Origin of the sequence: Glycomyces rhizosphaerae, from assembly GCF_042647865.1 — a bacterium.
GTDB classification, from domain to species: domain Bacteria; phylum Actinomycetota; class Actinomycetes; order Mycobacteriales; family Micromonosporaceae; genus Glycomyces; species Glycomyces rhizosphaerae.
This window is the reverse complement of record NZ_JBHRWO010000021.1, coordinates 230,772-246,815: the sequence shown is the minus strand read 5'-3', so window position 1 is coordinate 246,815 and position 16,044 is coordinate 230,772. Positions and strand designations below refer to the sequence as shown.

General features: G+C 68.0%; 14 protein-coding genes and 1 pseudogene. 4 read left to right on the top strand and 11 right to left on the bottom strand.

Features of this window, described 5'->3' with window-relative positions:
• Nucleotides 1-166: 166 nt before the first annotated feature.
• The 4 genes from ACFO8M_RS21455 to ACFO8M_RS21440 all read right to left on the bottom strand — a co-directional run bounded on the left by ACFO8M_RS21455 (nucleotide 167) and on the right by ACFO8M_RS21440 (nucleotide 5,780).
• Nucleotides 167-1,477, bottom strand: coding sequence for an ABC transporter substrate-binding protein (locus ACFO8M_RS21455; protein WP_387979365.1), 1,311 nt, complete (start codon nucleotides 1,475-1,477; stop codon nucleotides 167-169).
• A gap of 42 nt (nucleotides 1,478-1,519) precedes the next feature.
• A complete protein-coding gene (locus ACFO8M_RS21450) occupies nucleotides 1,520-2,413 on the bottom strand; it encodes a carbohydrate ABC transporter permease (RefSeq protein ID WP_387979363.1) in 894 nt (297 codons plus the stop codon).
• On the bottom strand, nucleotides 2,397-3,398 hold the full coding sequence (locus tag ACFO8M_RS21445; RefSeq protein WP_387979361.1) for a carbohydrate ABC transporter permease: 1,002 nt from the start codon (nucleotides 3,396-3,398) through the stop codon (nucleotides 2,397-2,399). Before ACFO8M_RS21445 ends, ACFO8M_RS21450 begins: the two co-directional genes overlap by 17 nt.
• A gap of 216 nt (nucleotides 3,399-3,614) precedes the next feature.
• Nucleotides 3,615-5,780: an MMPL family transporter gene (locus ACFO8M_RS21440; RefSeq protein WP_387979359.1), complete on the bottom strand. Its 2,166-nt coding sequence runs from the start codon at nucleotides 5,778-5,780 to the stop codon at nucleotides 3,615-3,617.
• A 155-nt stretch (nucleotides 5,781-5,935) separates the two neighbouring features.
• Here ACFO8M_RS21440 and ACFO8M_RS21435 point away from each other — a divergent pair, with 155 nt between their 5' ends.
• Together ACFO8M_RS21435 and ACFO8M_RS21430 are read left to right on the top strand one after the other, a co-directional pair.
• Complete coding sequence (locus ACFO8M_RS21435; RefSeq protein WP_387979357.1) at nucleotides 5,936-6,706, top strand: TetR/AcrR family transcriptional regulator; 771 nt, start codon at nucleotides 5,936-5,938, stop codon at nucleotides 6,704-6,706.
• Nucleotides 6,707-6,816: 110 nt separating this feature from the next.
• The gene (locus ACFO8M_RS21430) at nucleotides 6,817-7,134 is read left to right on the top strand and encodes a hypothetical protein (protein ID WP_387979355.1); all 318 of its coding nucleotides are present in this window, start codon (nucleotides 6,817-6,819) and stop codon (nucleotides 7,132-7,134) included.
• A gap of 52 nt (nucleotides 7,135-7,186) precedes the next feature.
• Here ACFO8M_RS21430 and ACFO8M_RS21425 read toward each other — a convergent pair whose 3' ends face one another.
• The gene (locus tag ACFO8M_RS21425) at nucleotides 7,187-8,749 is read right to left on the bottom strand and encodes a Rieske 2Fe-2S domain-containing protein (protein WP_387979353.1); all 1,563 of its coding nucleotides are present in this window, start codon (nucleotides 8,747-8,749) and stop codon (nucleotides 7,187-7,189) included.
• A gap of 129 nt (nucleotides 8,750-8,878) precedes the next feature.
• On the opposite strand from ACFO8M_RS21425, the gene ACFO8M_RS21420 reads away from it, so the two are divergent.
• Nucleotides 8,879-9,097 (top strand): hypothetical protein, encoded by a 219-nt coding sequence (locus ACFO8M_RS21420; RefSeq protein WP_387979351.1) that lies wholly within the window; start codon nucleotides 8,879-8,881, stop codon nucleotides 9,095-9,097.
• Between the two features lie 147 nt (nucleotides 9,098-9,244).
• Complete coding sequence (locus ACFO8M_RS21415) at nucleotides 9,245-9,610, top strand: transposase (RefSeq protein WP_387979349.1); 366 nt, start codon at nucleotides 9,245-9,247, stop codon at nucleotides 9,608-9,610.
• Here the strand turns inward: ACFO8M_RS21415 and ACFO8M_RS21410 are convergent.
• The 6 genes and pseudogenes from ACFO8M_RS21410 to pyrH form a co-directional block, all read right to left on the bottom strand.
• Nucleotides 9,580-10,077, bottom strand: coding sequence for a GNAT family N-acetyltransferase (locus ACFO8M_RS21410; protein ID WP_387979347.1), 498 nt, complete (start codon nucleotides 10,075-10,077; stop codon nucleotides 9,580-9,582). The genes ACFO8M_RS21415 and ACFO8M_RS21410 overlap by 31 nt on opposite strands.
• A gap of 1,951 nt (nucleotides 10,078-12,028) precedes the next feature.
• Nucleotides 12,029-12,280: pseudogene (locus tag ACFO8M_RS26590) on the bottom strand (DivIVA domain-containing protein); the annotation flags it as partial.
• Between the two features lie 21 nt (nucleotides 12,281-12,301).
• Nucleotides 12,302-13,450, bottom strand: coding sequence for a 23S rRNA (adenine(2503)-C(2))-methyltransferase RlmN (gene rlmN / locus ACFO8M_RS21400; protein ID WP_387979343.1), 1,149 nt, complete (start codon nucleotides 13,448-13,450; stop codon nucleotides 12,302-12,304).
• A gap of 100 nt (nucleotides 13,451-13,550) precedes the next feature.
• The gene (locus ACFO8M_RS21395; protein WP_387979341.1) at nucleotides 13,551-14,477 is read right to left on the bottom strand and encodes a phosphatidate cytidylyltransferase; all 927 of its coding nucleotides are present in this window, start codon (nucleotides 14,475-14,477) and stop codon (nucleotides 13,551-13,553) included.
• Nucleotides 14,477-15,034, bottom strand: coding sequence for a ribosome recycling factor (frr, locus tag ACFO8M_RS21390; protein WP_387979339.1), 558 nt, complete (start codon nucleotides 15,032-15,034; stop codon nucleotides 14,477-14,479). Before frr ends, ACFO8M_RS21395 begins: the two co-directional genes overlap by 1 nt.
• A 116-nt stretch (nucleotides 15,035-15,150) precedes the next feature.
• Nucleotides 15,151-15,876: a UMP kinase gene (gene pyrH / locus ACFO8M_RS21385; RefSeq protein ID WP_387979337.1), complete on the bottom strand. Its 726-nt coding sequence runs from the start codon at nucleotides 15,874-15,876 to the stop codon at nucleotides 15,151-15,153.
• Nucleotides 15,877-16,044: the final 168 nt, after the last annotated feature.

Sequence of the window (16,044 nt, the reverse complement as noted above, 5' to 3'; positions counted from 1 at the left end):
GATACGGAGGTGCCGGGAGGAGCGGCAATCGACGTCGGTCACGGATGGGTTGTCACGTCGTGTCGCTTTCGCCCGGGCCTGCTCCGGGCATAGAGGAAGGGCGGACTCTTGCAAGTTCGCCCTTCGACCTTTAGCATACCTCACTCAGAGTGAAATGCAAGTCACTCTAAGCGCCAATCGCGGCGTTCAGCTGCTCGATGAACGACTTGGTGCTGTCCTCGACGGTGACGTCGCCGAAGATCATCGACTCGAACACGCCGAGCATGATGTCCGCGGCGCCGCCCGAGCCGACCGGCGGCACCGGCGGGCCCTCGGCGAGCTCGGGGGTGATCGCCGCGATGAAGTCGGCGCCGAGCTTCTGGTCCGCCGGGAGGTTCGGCAGGATCCGGTCGCGCTGCGCGGTGTTCGAGGGCACGCCCCGGTCACCGAGCATGAGGTCCAGCGACGCGTCGTCGTTGATCAGGAAGTCCACCAGCTTCGCGGCGGCGGCCTGGTCCGAGGTGGTCCGCGAGATCGACCAGTACATGGCCGACTTCAAGTACAGGCCCGGCTGGGTGCCGGTGCTCTCGCCCGGGACGCGCAGCAGGACCAGGTCCGAACCGAGCACGGACTGGATCGCGCCGATCTGGTTGGTCCAGTAGAACTCCGTGACGCCGGTGCCGGTCGCCAGCGGCGCCTGGTCCTGGCCCGCGGCGAAGGCCTCGACGATCTTGCTCGCCTCGGGGATCGCCCCGGCGTCGCGCAGGTCGACGACCATCTGCCACCACTCGTTCATGGTGGCCTCGGTGAAGCCGAGCTTCCCGTCCGCGGTGTAGAGGCTCTCGCCCTTCTGGCGCGCGAAGATGTTGAACAGCGACTCGTTGCTGAAGGAGATCGCCGAGTTGCCGATCGCGTCGCCCTTCGCCGACAGGTCGGTGATGAACTGCGAGAAGTCCGCCCAGGACCAGGTCTTGTCGTCGGGCATGGCCACGCCCGCCGCCGTCACCAATGCCGGGTTCACCAGCAGGGACATCGCGTTCACACCGGTGGCGATGCCGTAGGTCTCGCCGTCGAGCTGACCGGTCTGGAGGGTGCCCTCCTCGATCTTCGACAGGTCGATGCCGATGTCGTCGAGGGGCAGCAGGGCGTTCTTGTCCGCGTAGTCGCGCAGGTACCGCTCGTCCTGCTGGAGGACGTCGGGCGCGTTGTTGCCCGACACCGAGACGTTCAGGGCGTCCCAGTAGGCGTCGAACTCGTTCGGGCTGGGCTTGATCGTGATGCCTTCGTTGGCGGCGGTGAAGGCGTCGACGATCTTCTGGGTGTACTCGTGGCGCGGGTCCGAGCCCCACCACCAGAAGTCCAGTTCGCCGTCGCCTTCGCCACCGCCGCCGTTGCCGTCGTTGCCACAGGCCGCGAGGAGGGGTGCGGCGGCGGCGCCGAAGATTCCGGCCTTGGCGAGCGTTCTCCGAGAGACGCCCGAGGGGTTGGATGACTTCATTGTCTCGGTCCTTTCAGGACTTTGTGAGGGTTGTTTGCCGGTTTATTTGATGCCGGTCGTGGCGATACCCCTGACGAGGTAGCGCTGGCCGGCGAGGAAGAATCCGAAGATGGGGCCAAGAGCCACAATAGACATGGCGAAGAGGGCGCCCCAGTTGGTGGTCCCCGTCGAGTCCATGAACAGTCGCAGCGCCAGCGGCACGGTCTGGAGGTCGACGTCGCGCAGGTAGATCAGCTGCGAGTAGAAGTCGTTCCAGGTCCAGATGAACGTGAAGATGGCAGTGGTCGCCAGCGCCGGCATGCACAGCGGCATGATGATGCGCAGGTAGGTGCCCCAGTAGCCGCAGCCGTCGATCGAGGCGGCCTCGTCGAGTTCCCGCGGCAGGCCGCGGATGAACTGGACCATGAGGAACACGAAGAACGCGTCGGTCGCCAGGAGCTTCGGCACGATGAGGGGCCAGAAGGTGTCGACCCAGCCGAGGTTGTTGAACAGGATGTACTGCGGGATGATCACGACGTGGATCGGCAGCATGATGGTGCCGAGCATGACCGCGAAGAGCATGCCGCGCATGGGGAACCGGAGCCGGGCGAAGGCGTAGGCGGCCATGGAGCAGGACACCAGGTTGCCGATGATGGAGCCCGCCACGATGAGCATCGAGTTCCAGATGTACTTCTCGAACGGGTGCGGCAGGGCGTTCCAGCCCTCCGCGTAGTTGCCCCATTCCCAGCTGGACGGGAGGAGACCGGGGTCGGCGAAGATCTCGTCGATCGGTTTGAGGCTGGCCGAGAGCATCCACAGCAGCGGGTAGATCATGATCATCGCCGCGACGATCAGCACCAGGTGGAAGACGAAGCGGCGGAGTCCGACTGCGGCGACGCTGCGCTCGGCGCGGCGGCGGGTCGGGGCCGGGGCCTTGGTCTCAGTCATTGTCGCCATAGAACACCCAGAATTTCGACATGAGGAAGTTGAGCGCGGTGAAGATCGCGATGATGGCCAGCAGGAGCCAGGCGATGGCCGAGGCGTAGCCCATGTCGAACTGGGTGAAGCCCTGGTCGTAGAGGTACAGCGTCAGGAACATCGTGGAGTCGGCCGGGCCGCCCTTGCCGCTGGAGATGATGAACGCCTGCGTGAAGGACTGGAACGAGTTGATGATCTGCAGGACGAGGTTGAAGAAGATGATGGGGGTCAGGAGCGGCAGGGTGACGCTCCAGAACCGCCGCAGCACTCCTGCGCCGTCGATGGCGGCGGCCTCGTAGTACATGGTGGGGATCTGCCGCAGGCCGGCGAGGAAGATGATCATCGGTGAGCCGAAGGTCCACACGTGCAGGATGATCAGGGTTCCGAGGGCGTAGTCGGGGTGGGAGACCCAGCCTTCGCCTTGGATGCCGAAGATGGCGAGGACCTGGTTGACGAGGCCTTCGGTGCCGAAGACCTGCCGCCACATGATCGCGATGGCGACGGAGCCGCCGAGCAGCGAGGGCAGGTAGAAGATCGAGCGGTAGAAGGCCATGCCGCGCAGGCCCCGGTCGAGGACGATCGCGAGGAGCAGCGCGGCGGCCAGCTGCAGGGGCACTGACACGAAGGTGTAGACCGCGGTGACCTTGATTGCGTTGGCCAGTCGCGGGTCGTCGAGCATCCGCGCGTAGTTCTCGCCGCCGACCCATTCGCCGTAGCCGAGGCTGTAGTCGGTGAACGAGAGATAGAACGAGGCGATCATGGGGCCGATGGTGATGGCCAGGAGGCCGATCAGCCATGGCGACAGGAAACTCAGTGCGGCCCATCGCTCGCGGGAGCGGATGGACCCGCCGTTTCTCCTGCGGGCCCGGTCCGGGCCCGGAGAGGGCGCTGCGGCGGCGGGCCCGGGGGGTGCTCCCGAGCTGCGCTGCTTCGGGCGCACCACAGCGACATCGTTGTCGGTCATAAGGTTTTGGGACCTTTCGGAGGGGGTTGGCTCCTAGATCACATCAGGCTATGCAACCGCTTGCCTCTTGTCAATGCTTCAACTTAAATTCCTGGATATCTTTCGGACTTCGATCCGACGACTTTCCAAATCAACGCAATCGCCACTCCCACAACGGAAACGGCCCGCCCGGAAAATTCCGGGCGGGCCGCTGGTTCCCCAGTGGAAGGGCTGCGGTCAGACTCGCGCGTGTTTCCGTTCATCAACGGGCGCAACGGAGTCGTCGGACTCTTTGATGCCGTACTTGGAGTAGAGGCGCCCAAGCGGGCCCGGGACCCACCAGTTGGCGCGGCCGAGGAGGCGCATCGTGGCCGGGACGAGGAGCATCCGCACGACGGTGGCGTCGAGGAAGATCGCGATCGCCATGCCCAGGCCGATCATCTTCATGAACGTGATGCCGCTGAAGGCGAACGCGCCCACCACCACGATGAGGATCAGGGCCGCGGCGGTGATGATCGAGCCGGTCGACTGCATGCCGCGCAGGACGGCGGTGCGGTTGTCGGCCCCGTGGTCCCATTCCTCGCGCACCCGCGAGAGCAGGAAGACCTCGTAGTCGGTGGCGAGGGCGAACAGCAGCGCGATCATGAGCAGCAGGTTCGACGGGTCGATGAAGCCCGAGGGCGTGAAGTCGAGCAGGTCGGAGAGGTGTCCCTCCTGGAAGATCCACACGACGACGCCCAGCGCCGCGCCGAGCGAGACGGCGTTCATCAGGACCGCCTTGATCGGCAGCACGATCGACCCGAAGGCCAGGAAGAGCACGATCATGGTGACGATGACGATGTAGCCGAGCATGTAGGGCAGGCCCTCGCCGATGGCGTCGAGCATGTCGACCCGGTCGGAGGCGCCGCCGGTGATGTACAGCTCCGCGCCGGCGACCTCGAGGTCGCGGGCGTCCTCGATGAGGGCGCGGGCCTCGGCGCTGAACGGGTCGAGGTCGTAGGAGACGTTGTAGAGCATCGCGTCCGCGGTCGGCTCGTCGGCCGGCTGCACGTCGTCGACGTTGTCGAGCCCCAGGAGCGCGGTCTCGGCCGCGGCCCACGCTTCTTGGCCACCGGTGACCATGACTTGGAACTGCTCCGCGTCCCCGCCGGGGAAATCGGCGGCGATGGTCTCGGTGACGACGCGGGACTCCGAGTCCTTCGGCATGTCGCGTTCGTCGACGCCGCCGAACTGCAGGCCCAGGATCGGGCTGGCGAGCAGCGCCATGAACGCGAGGACCGGCAGCAGGACGAGCACCGGACGGCGCATCACCCCGGCCGCGAGGCCGTGCCAGAAGCCCGTGTCGGTCTTCGGCTCCTTGTTCCTGCGCCAAGGCAGGCGGCCCTTGTCGACGCGGTTGCCGAGCAGGTAGAGGAGCGCGGGGAGGGCCACGAGCGCCGAGAGCATCGCGACGCCGACGGCGGACATGACGCCGAAGGCGATGCCGTGCAGGAACGGCACGTCGACCAGGAGCAGGCCGACCATCGACAGCACGATGATGACGCCCGAGACCATGACGGTGCGGCCGGCGGTGGCGACGGTGTTGAGCACCGCGGCGCGCTTGCCCCGACCCGTCGCCATCTCCTCGCGGAACCGCCGCAGGACGAACAGCGAGTAGTCGATGGACATGCCCAGGCCGATGATGGTGATGACGTTGGCCGCGAAGACCGACACGTCGGTGAACTCGGTGATGACCCGGGTGATCGCGAAGCCGCCGAGGATCGACATGCCGCCGATGAGCAGGGGCAGCGAGGCGGCCACGAGGGCGCCGAAGACCACGATCATGATGAGCAGCAGGAGCGGCATCGAGATCATCTCGGCGATCTCGAGGTCGTGCTGGACCTGCTCGTTGAGGTCGGCGAAGACGGCCGCGCCGCCGCCGAGGGAGACCTCCAGGTCACCGGTGCTTCCGGCGTCGCGCAGCTGGTCCTCGATCGCGGCGAACTCGTTGGCGCGCTCCTCCTCGGAGGACCCGGCGAGCGAGACGGCCGCGTAGGTCGCGTGCCCGTCCTCGGAGACGAACGAGGGCAGTCGCGTGTCGTAGTAGGACGTGACGCTCTCGATCTCGTCGATCGCGTCGATGTCGGCGACGGCGCTCTCGACGGCCTCGGCGAAGGCGGGATCGTCGGCCGTCATCGTCTCGGACTCGTACAGGACCACGACATCGGCGCCGATGGAGCCGAACTCCGCCTCGATCGCCTCGGCGTCGCGGACCGACGGCGAGTCCTGGGAGACGTAGCCGCCGTCCGTGAACTCGTCGAACACGCCGAGGCCCCAGGTGGCGCCGATGGCGAAGACCGCCGCGATACCCGCCACGATGAACCATCTGGCTTTGATCGTCGCTCGTCCTAGCAGGGAATACATGTACTGCTCCTATTGGGGAGGCGTCGGCCGCTGGTGCGCGAGGGGCGCACGACGGTACGATGGTGAGCGTTGATAATAAAGCTAACGGTGTTCACTTTAATAAACGCCCATAGATCAGTCAACACCGTTAACCAAGTTGTAGCCTGAGGAGAGCAGTGACCTCGAACACCGCGGGAAGCCCGTCCCGTCGCGAACGGATGCGTGCCGAGACGATCGCCGAAATCAAGGCGAGCGCCAGGAGCCAGTTGCTGCAGCACGGCCCGAGCGGGATCTCCTTGCGCGCCATCGCCCGCGACGTAGGTGTCACCGCCGCCGCGCTGTACCGCTACTTCGACAGCCTCGACGCGCTCCTCATCGAGCTGGTCTGCGACCTCTACGACGAACTTATCTCCGCGACCCGCAAAGCGATGGACGCATCGCCGCCAGAGGCGCATCTCGAACGGATGAAGGCCTGGGTGTGGGCCTTCCGCGACTGGGCCGTGGGCAACCGGCGCGAGTTCGAGCTTATGATCTCCTACCCCGAGGGCAACAGCTCCATGTCCGTCGACGGCCGCATCCTGGAGCAGTCCCCCGGGAACCTCGACCCCATCACCCTCAAGTCCCTCGAGCACTCGCAGATGTGCGGGCGGGAGATGGCCGCGTTCTACCGCCAGACCGAGAACGGCGAAACCCCGGCCGCCGGCCCCATCGAGATGCCCGAGATCTCCGACTCCCTCAAAGCCGAGCTCATGGACAAATGCGCCGTGTTCATCGTCGGCGAACCGATCCCGCTCGAATGGATCTTCACGTTCACCTCGGCATGGGTCCGGGTGTTCGGCCTCGTCGTCATGGAGGCCTTCGGCAGCCTCCCGGTGCAGGACAACGTCGACGAGTTCTACAAGACCCAGATCCTGGCGATGATGCGCGAATTCGGCATCGATTCCTGACCGAAGTCCGATATCGGACTCGACCCGCGAGCCCCTGCGCCGCGGTACGCGAGCGCCCATCCTGAATGCGGCCCGGTGACGACTCCGGGCCCTGACGGAGGGAACTCATCATGCGACGAAGCATGGGCAGGCTCGGGCTCGCGATCGCGGCGGCATTCGCATTCACGCTGGTGCCCGCGCCCGCATCCGCGGCACCGGTGGAGCAGGACTGCGTGGCGGCCACCTCGGTCGACAACCTCCACGTGAGGACCGGGCCGGGCGGTTCGTTCGACAGCCTCGGCAAGATGCAGCCCGGGGTCGACTACGAGTGGAACTGCCTGTACATCGGCGGCGAGCTGTACACCGCCTGCGGCGTCACCGACGACATCTGGCTCGGCATCTGGTTCCACGACCAGTGGGGCTTCGCCGCGGCGGCCTGCCTCCACTGACGGACGGCGCAAGGCAGGACCGCAGGAGCGGCCCCGGCCTCCGCACGTCGCGTCACTCGGCGGGCGCTTCGGCCCTGCCGCTTCGGATGTCGTGCCCGACCGACGTCATGCACTTGCCGGACTTGAGGTTCCACTTCCAGCCGTGCATCTGGCAGGTCAGGACGCCCTCCTCGATCTTGCCGAAGACCGACAGGTCCGCCTTGAGGTGCGGGCAGCGGCGCTGGACCTGCCAGCCGTTCATGACGATGTCCTCGTCGTCGGGGCGCTGCTCGGCGTACCAGCCCTCCGCGTACTGCAGCCGCTCCTCCGACAGGCACTTGAAGAACGCGTACACGTACTCGTTGTACTGGCCGATGCGCGCGGCCGTGAACCGGCATGACAGGAACAGCGAGTTGACCCAGTCGACCTCGCGGATGTGCAGCAGGTGCTCGATGAGGCGCCGCTCGGTGCGGAAGCGGTAGCGGACCTTCGCGCCGTCGTCGGGGTAGATCCTGCGCTCGAGGAAGTCGAAGACGATCGACTCGACCACCTGGTCGGAATCGGGCGCGGTCAGGTCGAAGCGGACCGGGCCGCCGATGCCGGTGGCGATGTGCTCGGCCGACTCCATGAGCGGCTCGATGCGCTCGCGCAGCGTCTCCAGGACGTCGATCTCCGGGTGCGACCAGGAGGCCTTCTCCGCCTCGAGGCGCGGCTGCATCCGCTCCTTGTACTCGTCGAGGTGCTGCTTCTTGTTGTCGAACCAAGCACGCAGGTCGTCCACGGGGTGCTCGACCGAGGCCGAGCCGTCAGCGCTGATCTCCGCCACCGAACCGGGCAGCAGGATGATGTTCTGCTTGCGACCCTGCTCCTCCAACCAGTCCACGTAGGACATCTGGTCGGGGAAGATGTTCCCCTCGTCGCCGAAGACGTCGTTGAACTCGTACAGCGCGTCGTCCAGGAAGCAGGGCGGGCCCGCGATCGGGAACACCCAGTCGCCCTTGACGTCGTCGATGTACCGCAGCGAACGGTCGAAGCCGCGCTCGCGCTTCTGCTTCCCGAAGGCGCGCTTGGCGGAGTCGGGCAGCTCGTAGACCATCGGGAACCAGATCGCGCCCGAGAACTGCAGCAGGTGGGCGTGGATCTTGCCGTGCTGCAGGAACACGCTCATGTCCGTGGGCCGCGCGTCGTTCTGGTTGAGCATGCGGGTGCCGTCGGCGTCCTCGACCCACAGCGACGAGTCGCCGATCGGGCCGTCGGTGGGACTCGTGAGTGCCTGGATCATGACCTTCACGCCGCCGGGGAGCTCCACGATCTCCTCGGAGACGGTCTTGATGAACTTGTGGAAGCCCAGGGCCCGCAGCTCCGACTCCAGTTCCGCAGTGGGGTACTCCGGCAGCAGGACGGTCGTGTCCTTGCTGATGTGCTCCGTGAAGTTCTCCTCGTCGAAGTGGTCCCGGTGCAGATGCGACACGTACAGGTAGTCGGCCTGCCCCAGCGTGTCCCAGTCGAGCTGCGAGTTGTCGGGGAAGGGGAACCAGGACGCGAAGTACGCGGGGTTCACCCAGGGATCGCACAGGATCGACCCCGCGGCGGTCTCGATGAACATGCTGGCGTGGCCAGTACCGGTGATTCGCACAGTGACCCTTCCGGACAAGAGGACGACGACGGCTCAACTCTACAAGTCACAGCCTGGACGGGGCCCGGACGTTCGGGCTTGTGGCGTGGGAGACTGTGCCCGAACAACGGAGAGGTCGGAGGAAGTCACATGGCCGCAGAAGAGCAGGTGCTCTCACCCGCGCAGCGCAAGCCCACGAGCCGCAAGGCCCTGTACACCGCGCTGACCGTCGCCATCGTCGTCAACCTGGCGTATCTGTTCGGCAACCACCAGGGCTGGATCGAGGACGTCTTCATCGGCATCACCGTCGTGGTGCTCCTCGGCGTCATCGTCTCCGACGTCTGGCTCCGCAAGACCGGCCTGCGCTAGGCGACACCCCCGAGGCACGGCCCGCCCGGCCGCCTCGGGACTCGAACATGAAGGGGGCGGGTCCGCGATCGCGGACCCGCCCCCTCCCTCGTCTGCGTACAAGGGCGTGTTGCGAAAGTGGATCAAGGCCGTGGATGATCACGTTTCGTGGGGCGTGGAGATCTGACGAACGGCCAGTGGGCCCGACTAGAACCGTTGTTGCCGACGGGAAAGAAGCCGGGCCGTCCGCAGACGTGGACGCGGCGGCAGCTGATCGACGGCATACGGTGGCGGACCAGGGCCGGTGCGCCGTGGCGCGACGTGGCTCGCGCGGCGGTCGGCCGCCGAAGTTCGACAAGGCCGACTACAAAGAGCGTCACACGGTGGAGTGCGGGATCAATCGCCTCAAGCGTCACCGGGCTGTGGCTACGACATACGACAAGCTCGCCGTCCGATACGAGGCAACCGTGCTGGTCGCAGCCATCAACGAGTGGCTGTGACCCTCACACGGCACGCTCCATGCACACCAGTTGATCCCGTTCCTCCCACGATTCGGCGACGGTGAAACCGAGCCGCTCGTACAGGGCGATGGCACCTGCCCGCCACTTCCATACCGACAGCCGTACCGTGCTGACGCCGCTTTCCGCGGAATGCGTAAGCGCGGCGCTGACCAGGCCGGACGCGATGCCCCGGCTCCGGAATGCCGGGTCTGTCCAGAGCCTCTTGACCTCTGACCGGCCGCCGACGGGGGCGGTCACCACCAAGCAGCCCACGGCTGTGTTGCCGCTCAGAGCCATCAACACAACATCGTCGGCGAACGCGGCCCGCGGGTCCAAGACTTCTGCCCTGTAGCGGTCCGGCAACCCGTCCACATCGACAACTGCCTCGCCCTTCTCTGCCTCCGTCCGCAGATGGTACGCCGCCAGCAACTCGGCCAACCGATCCACGGAAGGGCCCTGACCTGGCCAGCGGACGATGACAACCTTGCGTTGATCAGTCATTGCGCCAGCATCACACGACAGGTACCAGACACCGAACGAGCCCCTTGATCCACTTTCGCAACACGCCCTAGTGCATCATGCCGCGGCGGGCGAACATCTCACGCACCTCGCGGAGCGCCGAGTCCACTTCGGCCTCGAAATACCCGCCCTGCACCAGGGAGAACTGGCTCGTGTCGAGCTCGCGGTCCGACAGCGGGACGGGGTTGCGCCCGGTCATCGCGTTCAAGACCGCGTCGAACATCTGGTCCACCTGGCTCGGGTCGTAGCCCGAACCGAAGCGCCGCGGCTGGAAGGCCCGGCGCATCTGCTCGAGACGCTGCACGTCGTCCGGGGTGAACGGGGAGTCGGACGCCCGCATCTCGGTCGTCATCTCCTCGCGGCCATGGCGACCGGGGGCCTCGAACGAGCCGCGGCCCTCGTAAGGGTTGCGACGGCCGAAGTCCGGCGGGGTGGCCGCGCCGCGCGGGGCGGCCTGGCCGAATCCGGTGTCGGCAGGCGGAGCGGGCGGGGGCGCGAAGCCCTCGGCCGGCCCGGGAGGCGGTGCGGAGGGAGCGCCGAAGCCGCCCGTCTGCTCATGCTGCATACCGCGGTCGAAACCCTGCTGCTGCATCGGCGGACTCGGTGCGGCCGCACGGCGACCGTAACCGGTGTCCTCCTGCGGCTGCTGCCCGAAACCGCCCTGACCGTACTCGCGGCCGCGCGGGCCGCCGTACGGGTCGGACTGCTGCGGCTCGGGACGGCCCATCGGACCCTGTCCCATGCCCTGCACCAGGTTCTGCGGGATCGCCTGCGTCGGCGCCGCGGGCGGGACCGGCTCGGGGTCGGGCTGGTTGTAACGCCCTGCCTGCGGAATCGCGCCGGACGGCGGACCCTGTTGGTGCCCGCCCTGCATCGGCGGCTGCTGCATCGGGGGTTGCGGTTGCGGGGGCGGCTGCGGCATCCCGCGGCGGCTCCCGGTGTCGCTGAACTCGTCGTCGTACGCCGCACCGAACCCGGGCGCAGGCTCGGGAGCGGACCGCCGGCCTTGGCCGTAGACGCCGGGAGCGTCATTGGGCGCATAGCCGCCGGGACCGTCGTTGGCGGGGAAACCGCCGGGGGCGTCGTTCGGAACGAAACCGCCAGGGCCGTCATTCGGAGCAAAGCCGCCGGGACCCTCGTTTTGACCGAAGCCGCCAGGCGACTCGTTCTGACCGAAGCCACCGGGGCCGTCGTTCGGCGGGAAACCGCCGCGCCGGGGATCGGACTGGAGCGGGAGCTGCTCGGTGGCGCCGTGCGGCACCGGACCGGCCTGCGGCCCGTCGTGCATCGGCATCCCCGCGCGAGGCACCGCCTGCGTGGGCGGAGCGAAATCGCCGCGCACCGGCTCGGGACCGCGGGGGGCGCCGTACTCGTTGCCGAACGGGGCCGGCTCGGGGGCGCCGCCGCGGGGACCGAAGCCGTTGTTGCCGTTGGGACCGCGCTGGCCGCCGAAGTCGCCCTGGCCCGGACCGAAGTCGTTCTGGCCCTGGCCGAAATCGCCTTGGCCGGGGCCGAAGTCGCCCTGACCGCCGCGACCGAAGTCGCCTTGGCCGCCGCGACCGAAGTCCTGGTTCGCGCCGTTGCGCTTGGCGAACGGGTCGTCGTAGTCGTCGTCGGGAGGGCCGGCGAGGAAGCCGAAGCCCTCGTCGTCACCGCCGCGCAGGTCGCCGAAGCCTTCGTTGTCCGGCGGGGGGGCCGCCGCGCCGCGGGGGGCGGGGCCGCGTCCGCGGCCGACCGGTTCGGGGGCGGGGGGCGGGGGCGCCATCTCGCGGGCGGCCATCACCTCGCGGGGGATCGCTTGCGTCGCAGCGGGGATGACCTGCGTGGCCTGTGCCGCCTCGGGGGCGCGTCGCGTCCCGGGAGCAGCCTGCATCGGGGGAGCCGGGGCCGCGTGGGCCTCGGCCTTGCCGTAGTCGGGGGCGGGAGCGGTGCCGAGAACGCCGCGCTCCTCGAGCTCGGCGAGCTGGCGCGCGACCCGGTCGAGGTAGACGTCCACCTGCCACTCGTCGTAGCCGCCGAAGCGGACCCTGAAGACGACGTCGTCGACCTCGTCGGCCGACACGGGGCTGCCCACCGGTTCCCCGGAAAGGGTCGCCTCCACGCGGTCCAGGAACGCGTCGACTTCATCGACCTTGTAGCCCCGGCTCAACGCCCGGCGCCGGAACCGGTCACCATGACTCGCCACTACCAAGCCACCCTTCTCCGCCTAATCCTCGGCACCGGGGGCGCCGAGCGGCTTCGCACCGGCTGGGCCGGGTGTCCCGGCCTCCCGGACCGAAGCGGCCAGCTGCCCGCAGGCGCCGTCGATCTCTTGGCCGCGCGTATCGCGCACCGTCGTGGACACACCCGCGGCACGCAGCCGCCGTACGAACTCCTCTTCGACCGGCTTGGGACTGGCGTCCCAACGGCTTCCCGGAGTCGGGTTCAATGGAATCAGGTTGACGTGCACGAGTTTGCCCGCGAGCAGTTTGCCCAGGAGGTCCGCCCGCCACGGCTGGTCATTGACGTCCCTGATCATCGCGTACTCGATCGAAACACGACGTTTTGTCACCCGAGCGTACTCCCAGGCCGCGTCGAGCACTTCGGCGACCTTCCAGCGGGTGTTGATCGGGACGAGCTCGTCGCGGAGCTCGTCGTCCGGGGCGTGGAGCGAGACCGCCAGCGTCACCGGCAGGCCCTCCTCCATGAGCTTCTTGATGGTCGGCACGAGACCGACCGTGGAGACGGTGATGTTGCGGGCCGAGAGCCCGATCCCGTCGGGCACCGGCGAAGTGATGAGGTGGAGGGCGCTCTTGAGGCGCGCCCAGTTCGCGAGCGGCTCGCCCATGCCCATGAACACGATGTTCGAGAGCCGCCCCAGGCCGCGCTCCTCGGAGAGGCGCGCGGCGGCGACCACCTGGTCGACGATCTCGGCGGTGGTGAGGTTGCGGGTCAGGCCGCCCTGGCCGGTGGCGCAGAACGGGCAGGCCATGCCGCACCCGGCTTGGGAGGACACGCAAGCGGTCACCCGTCCGGGATAGGCCATGATGACGCTCTCGACGAGCGCGCCGTCGTAGAGGCGCCAGACGGCCTTCACGGTCTGGCCGTCGTCGCAGGAGTCGACGCGCACCGGGTCGAGGAGCCGCGGAAGCAGCGCCTCGCCGATGGCCTCGCGTGAGGCGGCCGGCAGGTCGGTCATGAGGGACGCGTCGCCGACGTGGCGGCCGAAGTACTGCTGGCGCAGTTGCTTGGCGCGGAAGGCGGGCTGCCCGATCTCGGAGAGAACGGACTGGCACCCGGCCAGATCGAGGTCGGCGAGGTGTCGCGGCGCAGCCTTGCGGGGGCGCGGTTCGGTCAACGTGAGTGCTACAGACATGTCACGACCTAGTCTCGCATGACAGGACCGGAACCCGCCAACCCCGGATCATGGAATTCACCCCGGGCCCTCCTTCAACGGATACACCAATCAGGACACATCACCCGAGCAGGTAACGGAACCATACATAGGCCACCGGGGCGACCATGAGGATCGAGTCGAGCCGGTCCATGACCCCGCCGTGGCCGGGAATGAGATTGCTCATGTCCTTGATGCCGAGGTCCCGCTTCAGGAGCGAGACGGACAGGTCCCCCAACGTAGCGGCCAGGGCCACGCACACGCCGAACGCCACGCCCATCGGGAAGGGCACGTCGAAGAACAGCCACAGGGTGACCGATCCGCCTATGGCGGCGAGCACGATCGAGCCGCCGAGGCCCTCCCAGGACTTCTTGGGGCTGATGCGCGGCGTCATCTGGTGGCGGCCGAACAGGACACCGGCGGTATAGCCGCCGGTGTCGGAGCAGACCACGGTGAACAGCGCGATGAGGACCTGCGCCGCGGCCCCGTCGATCCAACGCGCCGAATCGTTCTCGGCGGTGGCCAGGAGCATGATGAACCCGGCCAGGAACGGGACCTGGACGAGCACGAGCGCGGCGGCGGGGATGTCGGTCCGGTAGCCGGTGGCGCCCTCGGAGAGGCGCCACACGAACAGTGCGGCCACGCCGACGGCGGTGCCGAGCAGAAGCCCGGAGGCACCGCCGAACCAGGCGAGGACCACGATGAGCGCGCCGGCGGCGGCCAGCGGGAACACCGGGACGTTCCTGCCGCCCTTGCGCATCGCGGTGCCGGTCTCCCAGCACGCGACGCCGACGGCGACAGCGGCGACGCCGAGGAAGGCCATCGGCCAGATCAGCACCGAGGCGATGACGACCGCGGCCATGCCGAGCCCGGCGCCGATGGCGACGGGCAGGTTCCGGCCGGCCTTGGGCTTCCGGTCTTCAGGGTCGGTCTCGGCGGCTCCGGGCCCTCGCCCGTCCGGCGACGGGTGGGGGCGACGACCGGGCGAACCGTCGGGAAGGGCACTCATCAGATCTCGAGCAACTCGGACTCTTTGGAGCTCATGAGCTCGTCCACGTTCTTGACGAAGCGACCGGTGAGGTCGTCGAGTTCCTTCTCGCCGCCGTGGCCCTCGTCCTCGGAGATCTCGCCTTCCTTGACGGCCTTGCCGATCTCGTCCTTGGCCTTGCGGCGGACGTTGCGGATGGCGATCTTGGCGTCCTCGCCCTTGGTGCGGGCCACCTTGATCATCTCGCGGCGCCGCTCCTCGGTCATGGGCGGCAGGTTCAGGCGCAGCTGGGTGCCCTCGTTGGAGGGGTTGACGCCGAGGTTCGAGTTGCGGATCGCGTCCTCGATGTCCTTCATCTGGGAGGCATCGAAGGGCTTGACGATGACCATGCGCGGTTCGGGGATCGCGATGGAGGCGACCTGCGGGATGGGGGTGGGCGCACCGTAGTAGTCAACCGTGATCCGGTTGAACATCGAGGAGGAGGCGCGGCCGGTGCGAATGGCGGCGAATTCCTCCTTGGCGTGCTCGATGGCCCGCTCCATCTTCTCCTCGGCTTCGAGGAGGGTGTCGTCAATCACGGCTTTCTCACAATCTCTCGCGGCCTGACAGCACTTCTGACCGTACCGTCCCGGCGGCGTGGCTCGGTGGCGTGGATGTCCTCGAACGCGGGTTTCGGGGGCTGCGTCCGCTCGGGTCAGTCCTCGGCGGCGTGGATGAGGGTGCCGAGCTGCTCGCCGACGATGGCGCGGCGCAGGTTGCCGTCGTCGTCGGCGCCGAAGACGAGCATCGGCAGGGCGTTGTCCTTGCAGAGGCTGAAGGCGGCCTGGTCGACGACCATGAGCTCGCGCTTGAGGGCCTCGTCGAAGGTGATGTCGTCGAGGCGCTGCGCGTTGGGGTCGGTGCGCGGGTCGGCGGTGTAGACCGCGTCGACGCCGTTCTTGCTGACGAGCACGACCTGCGCGCCGATCTCCAGGGCCCGCTGGGCGGCGACGGTGTCGGTGGAGAAGTAGGGCATCCCCGCGCCGGCGCCGAAGATGACGACGCGGCCCTTCTCGAGGTGGCGGATGGCGCGCAGCGGCAGGTAGGCCTCGGCGACCTGGGCCATGGCGATGGCGGTCTGGACGCGGGTGTCGACGCCTTCCTTCTCCAGGAAGTCCTGGAGGGCGAGGCAGTTCATGACGGTGCCGAGCATGCCCATGTAGTCGGCGCGGGCGCGGTCCATGCCGCGGCGCTGGAGTTCGGCCCCGCGGAAGAAGTTGCCGCCGCCGACGACGATGGCGACCTGGACGCCCACGGCGACGCCGGCCGCGATCTGGCGCGCGACCGCTTGGACGACATCGGGGTCGACGCCGACGGCGCCGCCGCCGAAGGCCTCACCGGACAGTTTCAGCACGACCCGGCGGTACGTGTCTTGACTCATGGCGCTCCCCTGCTCTGACGTGTCCCTCGGTGGCTGCGATGCCGTTGACCGTACTGCGCTGTTGCGGCCCTGCTCGCTCCGGCCGGGTCTCACCCGGCGGTGCGTTCGCCCGTGCTTTCTCCGGGCATGGAACGGGGCGGCGGCCTGCGCCGCCGCCCCTTCCATGCG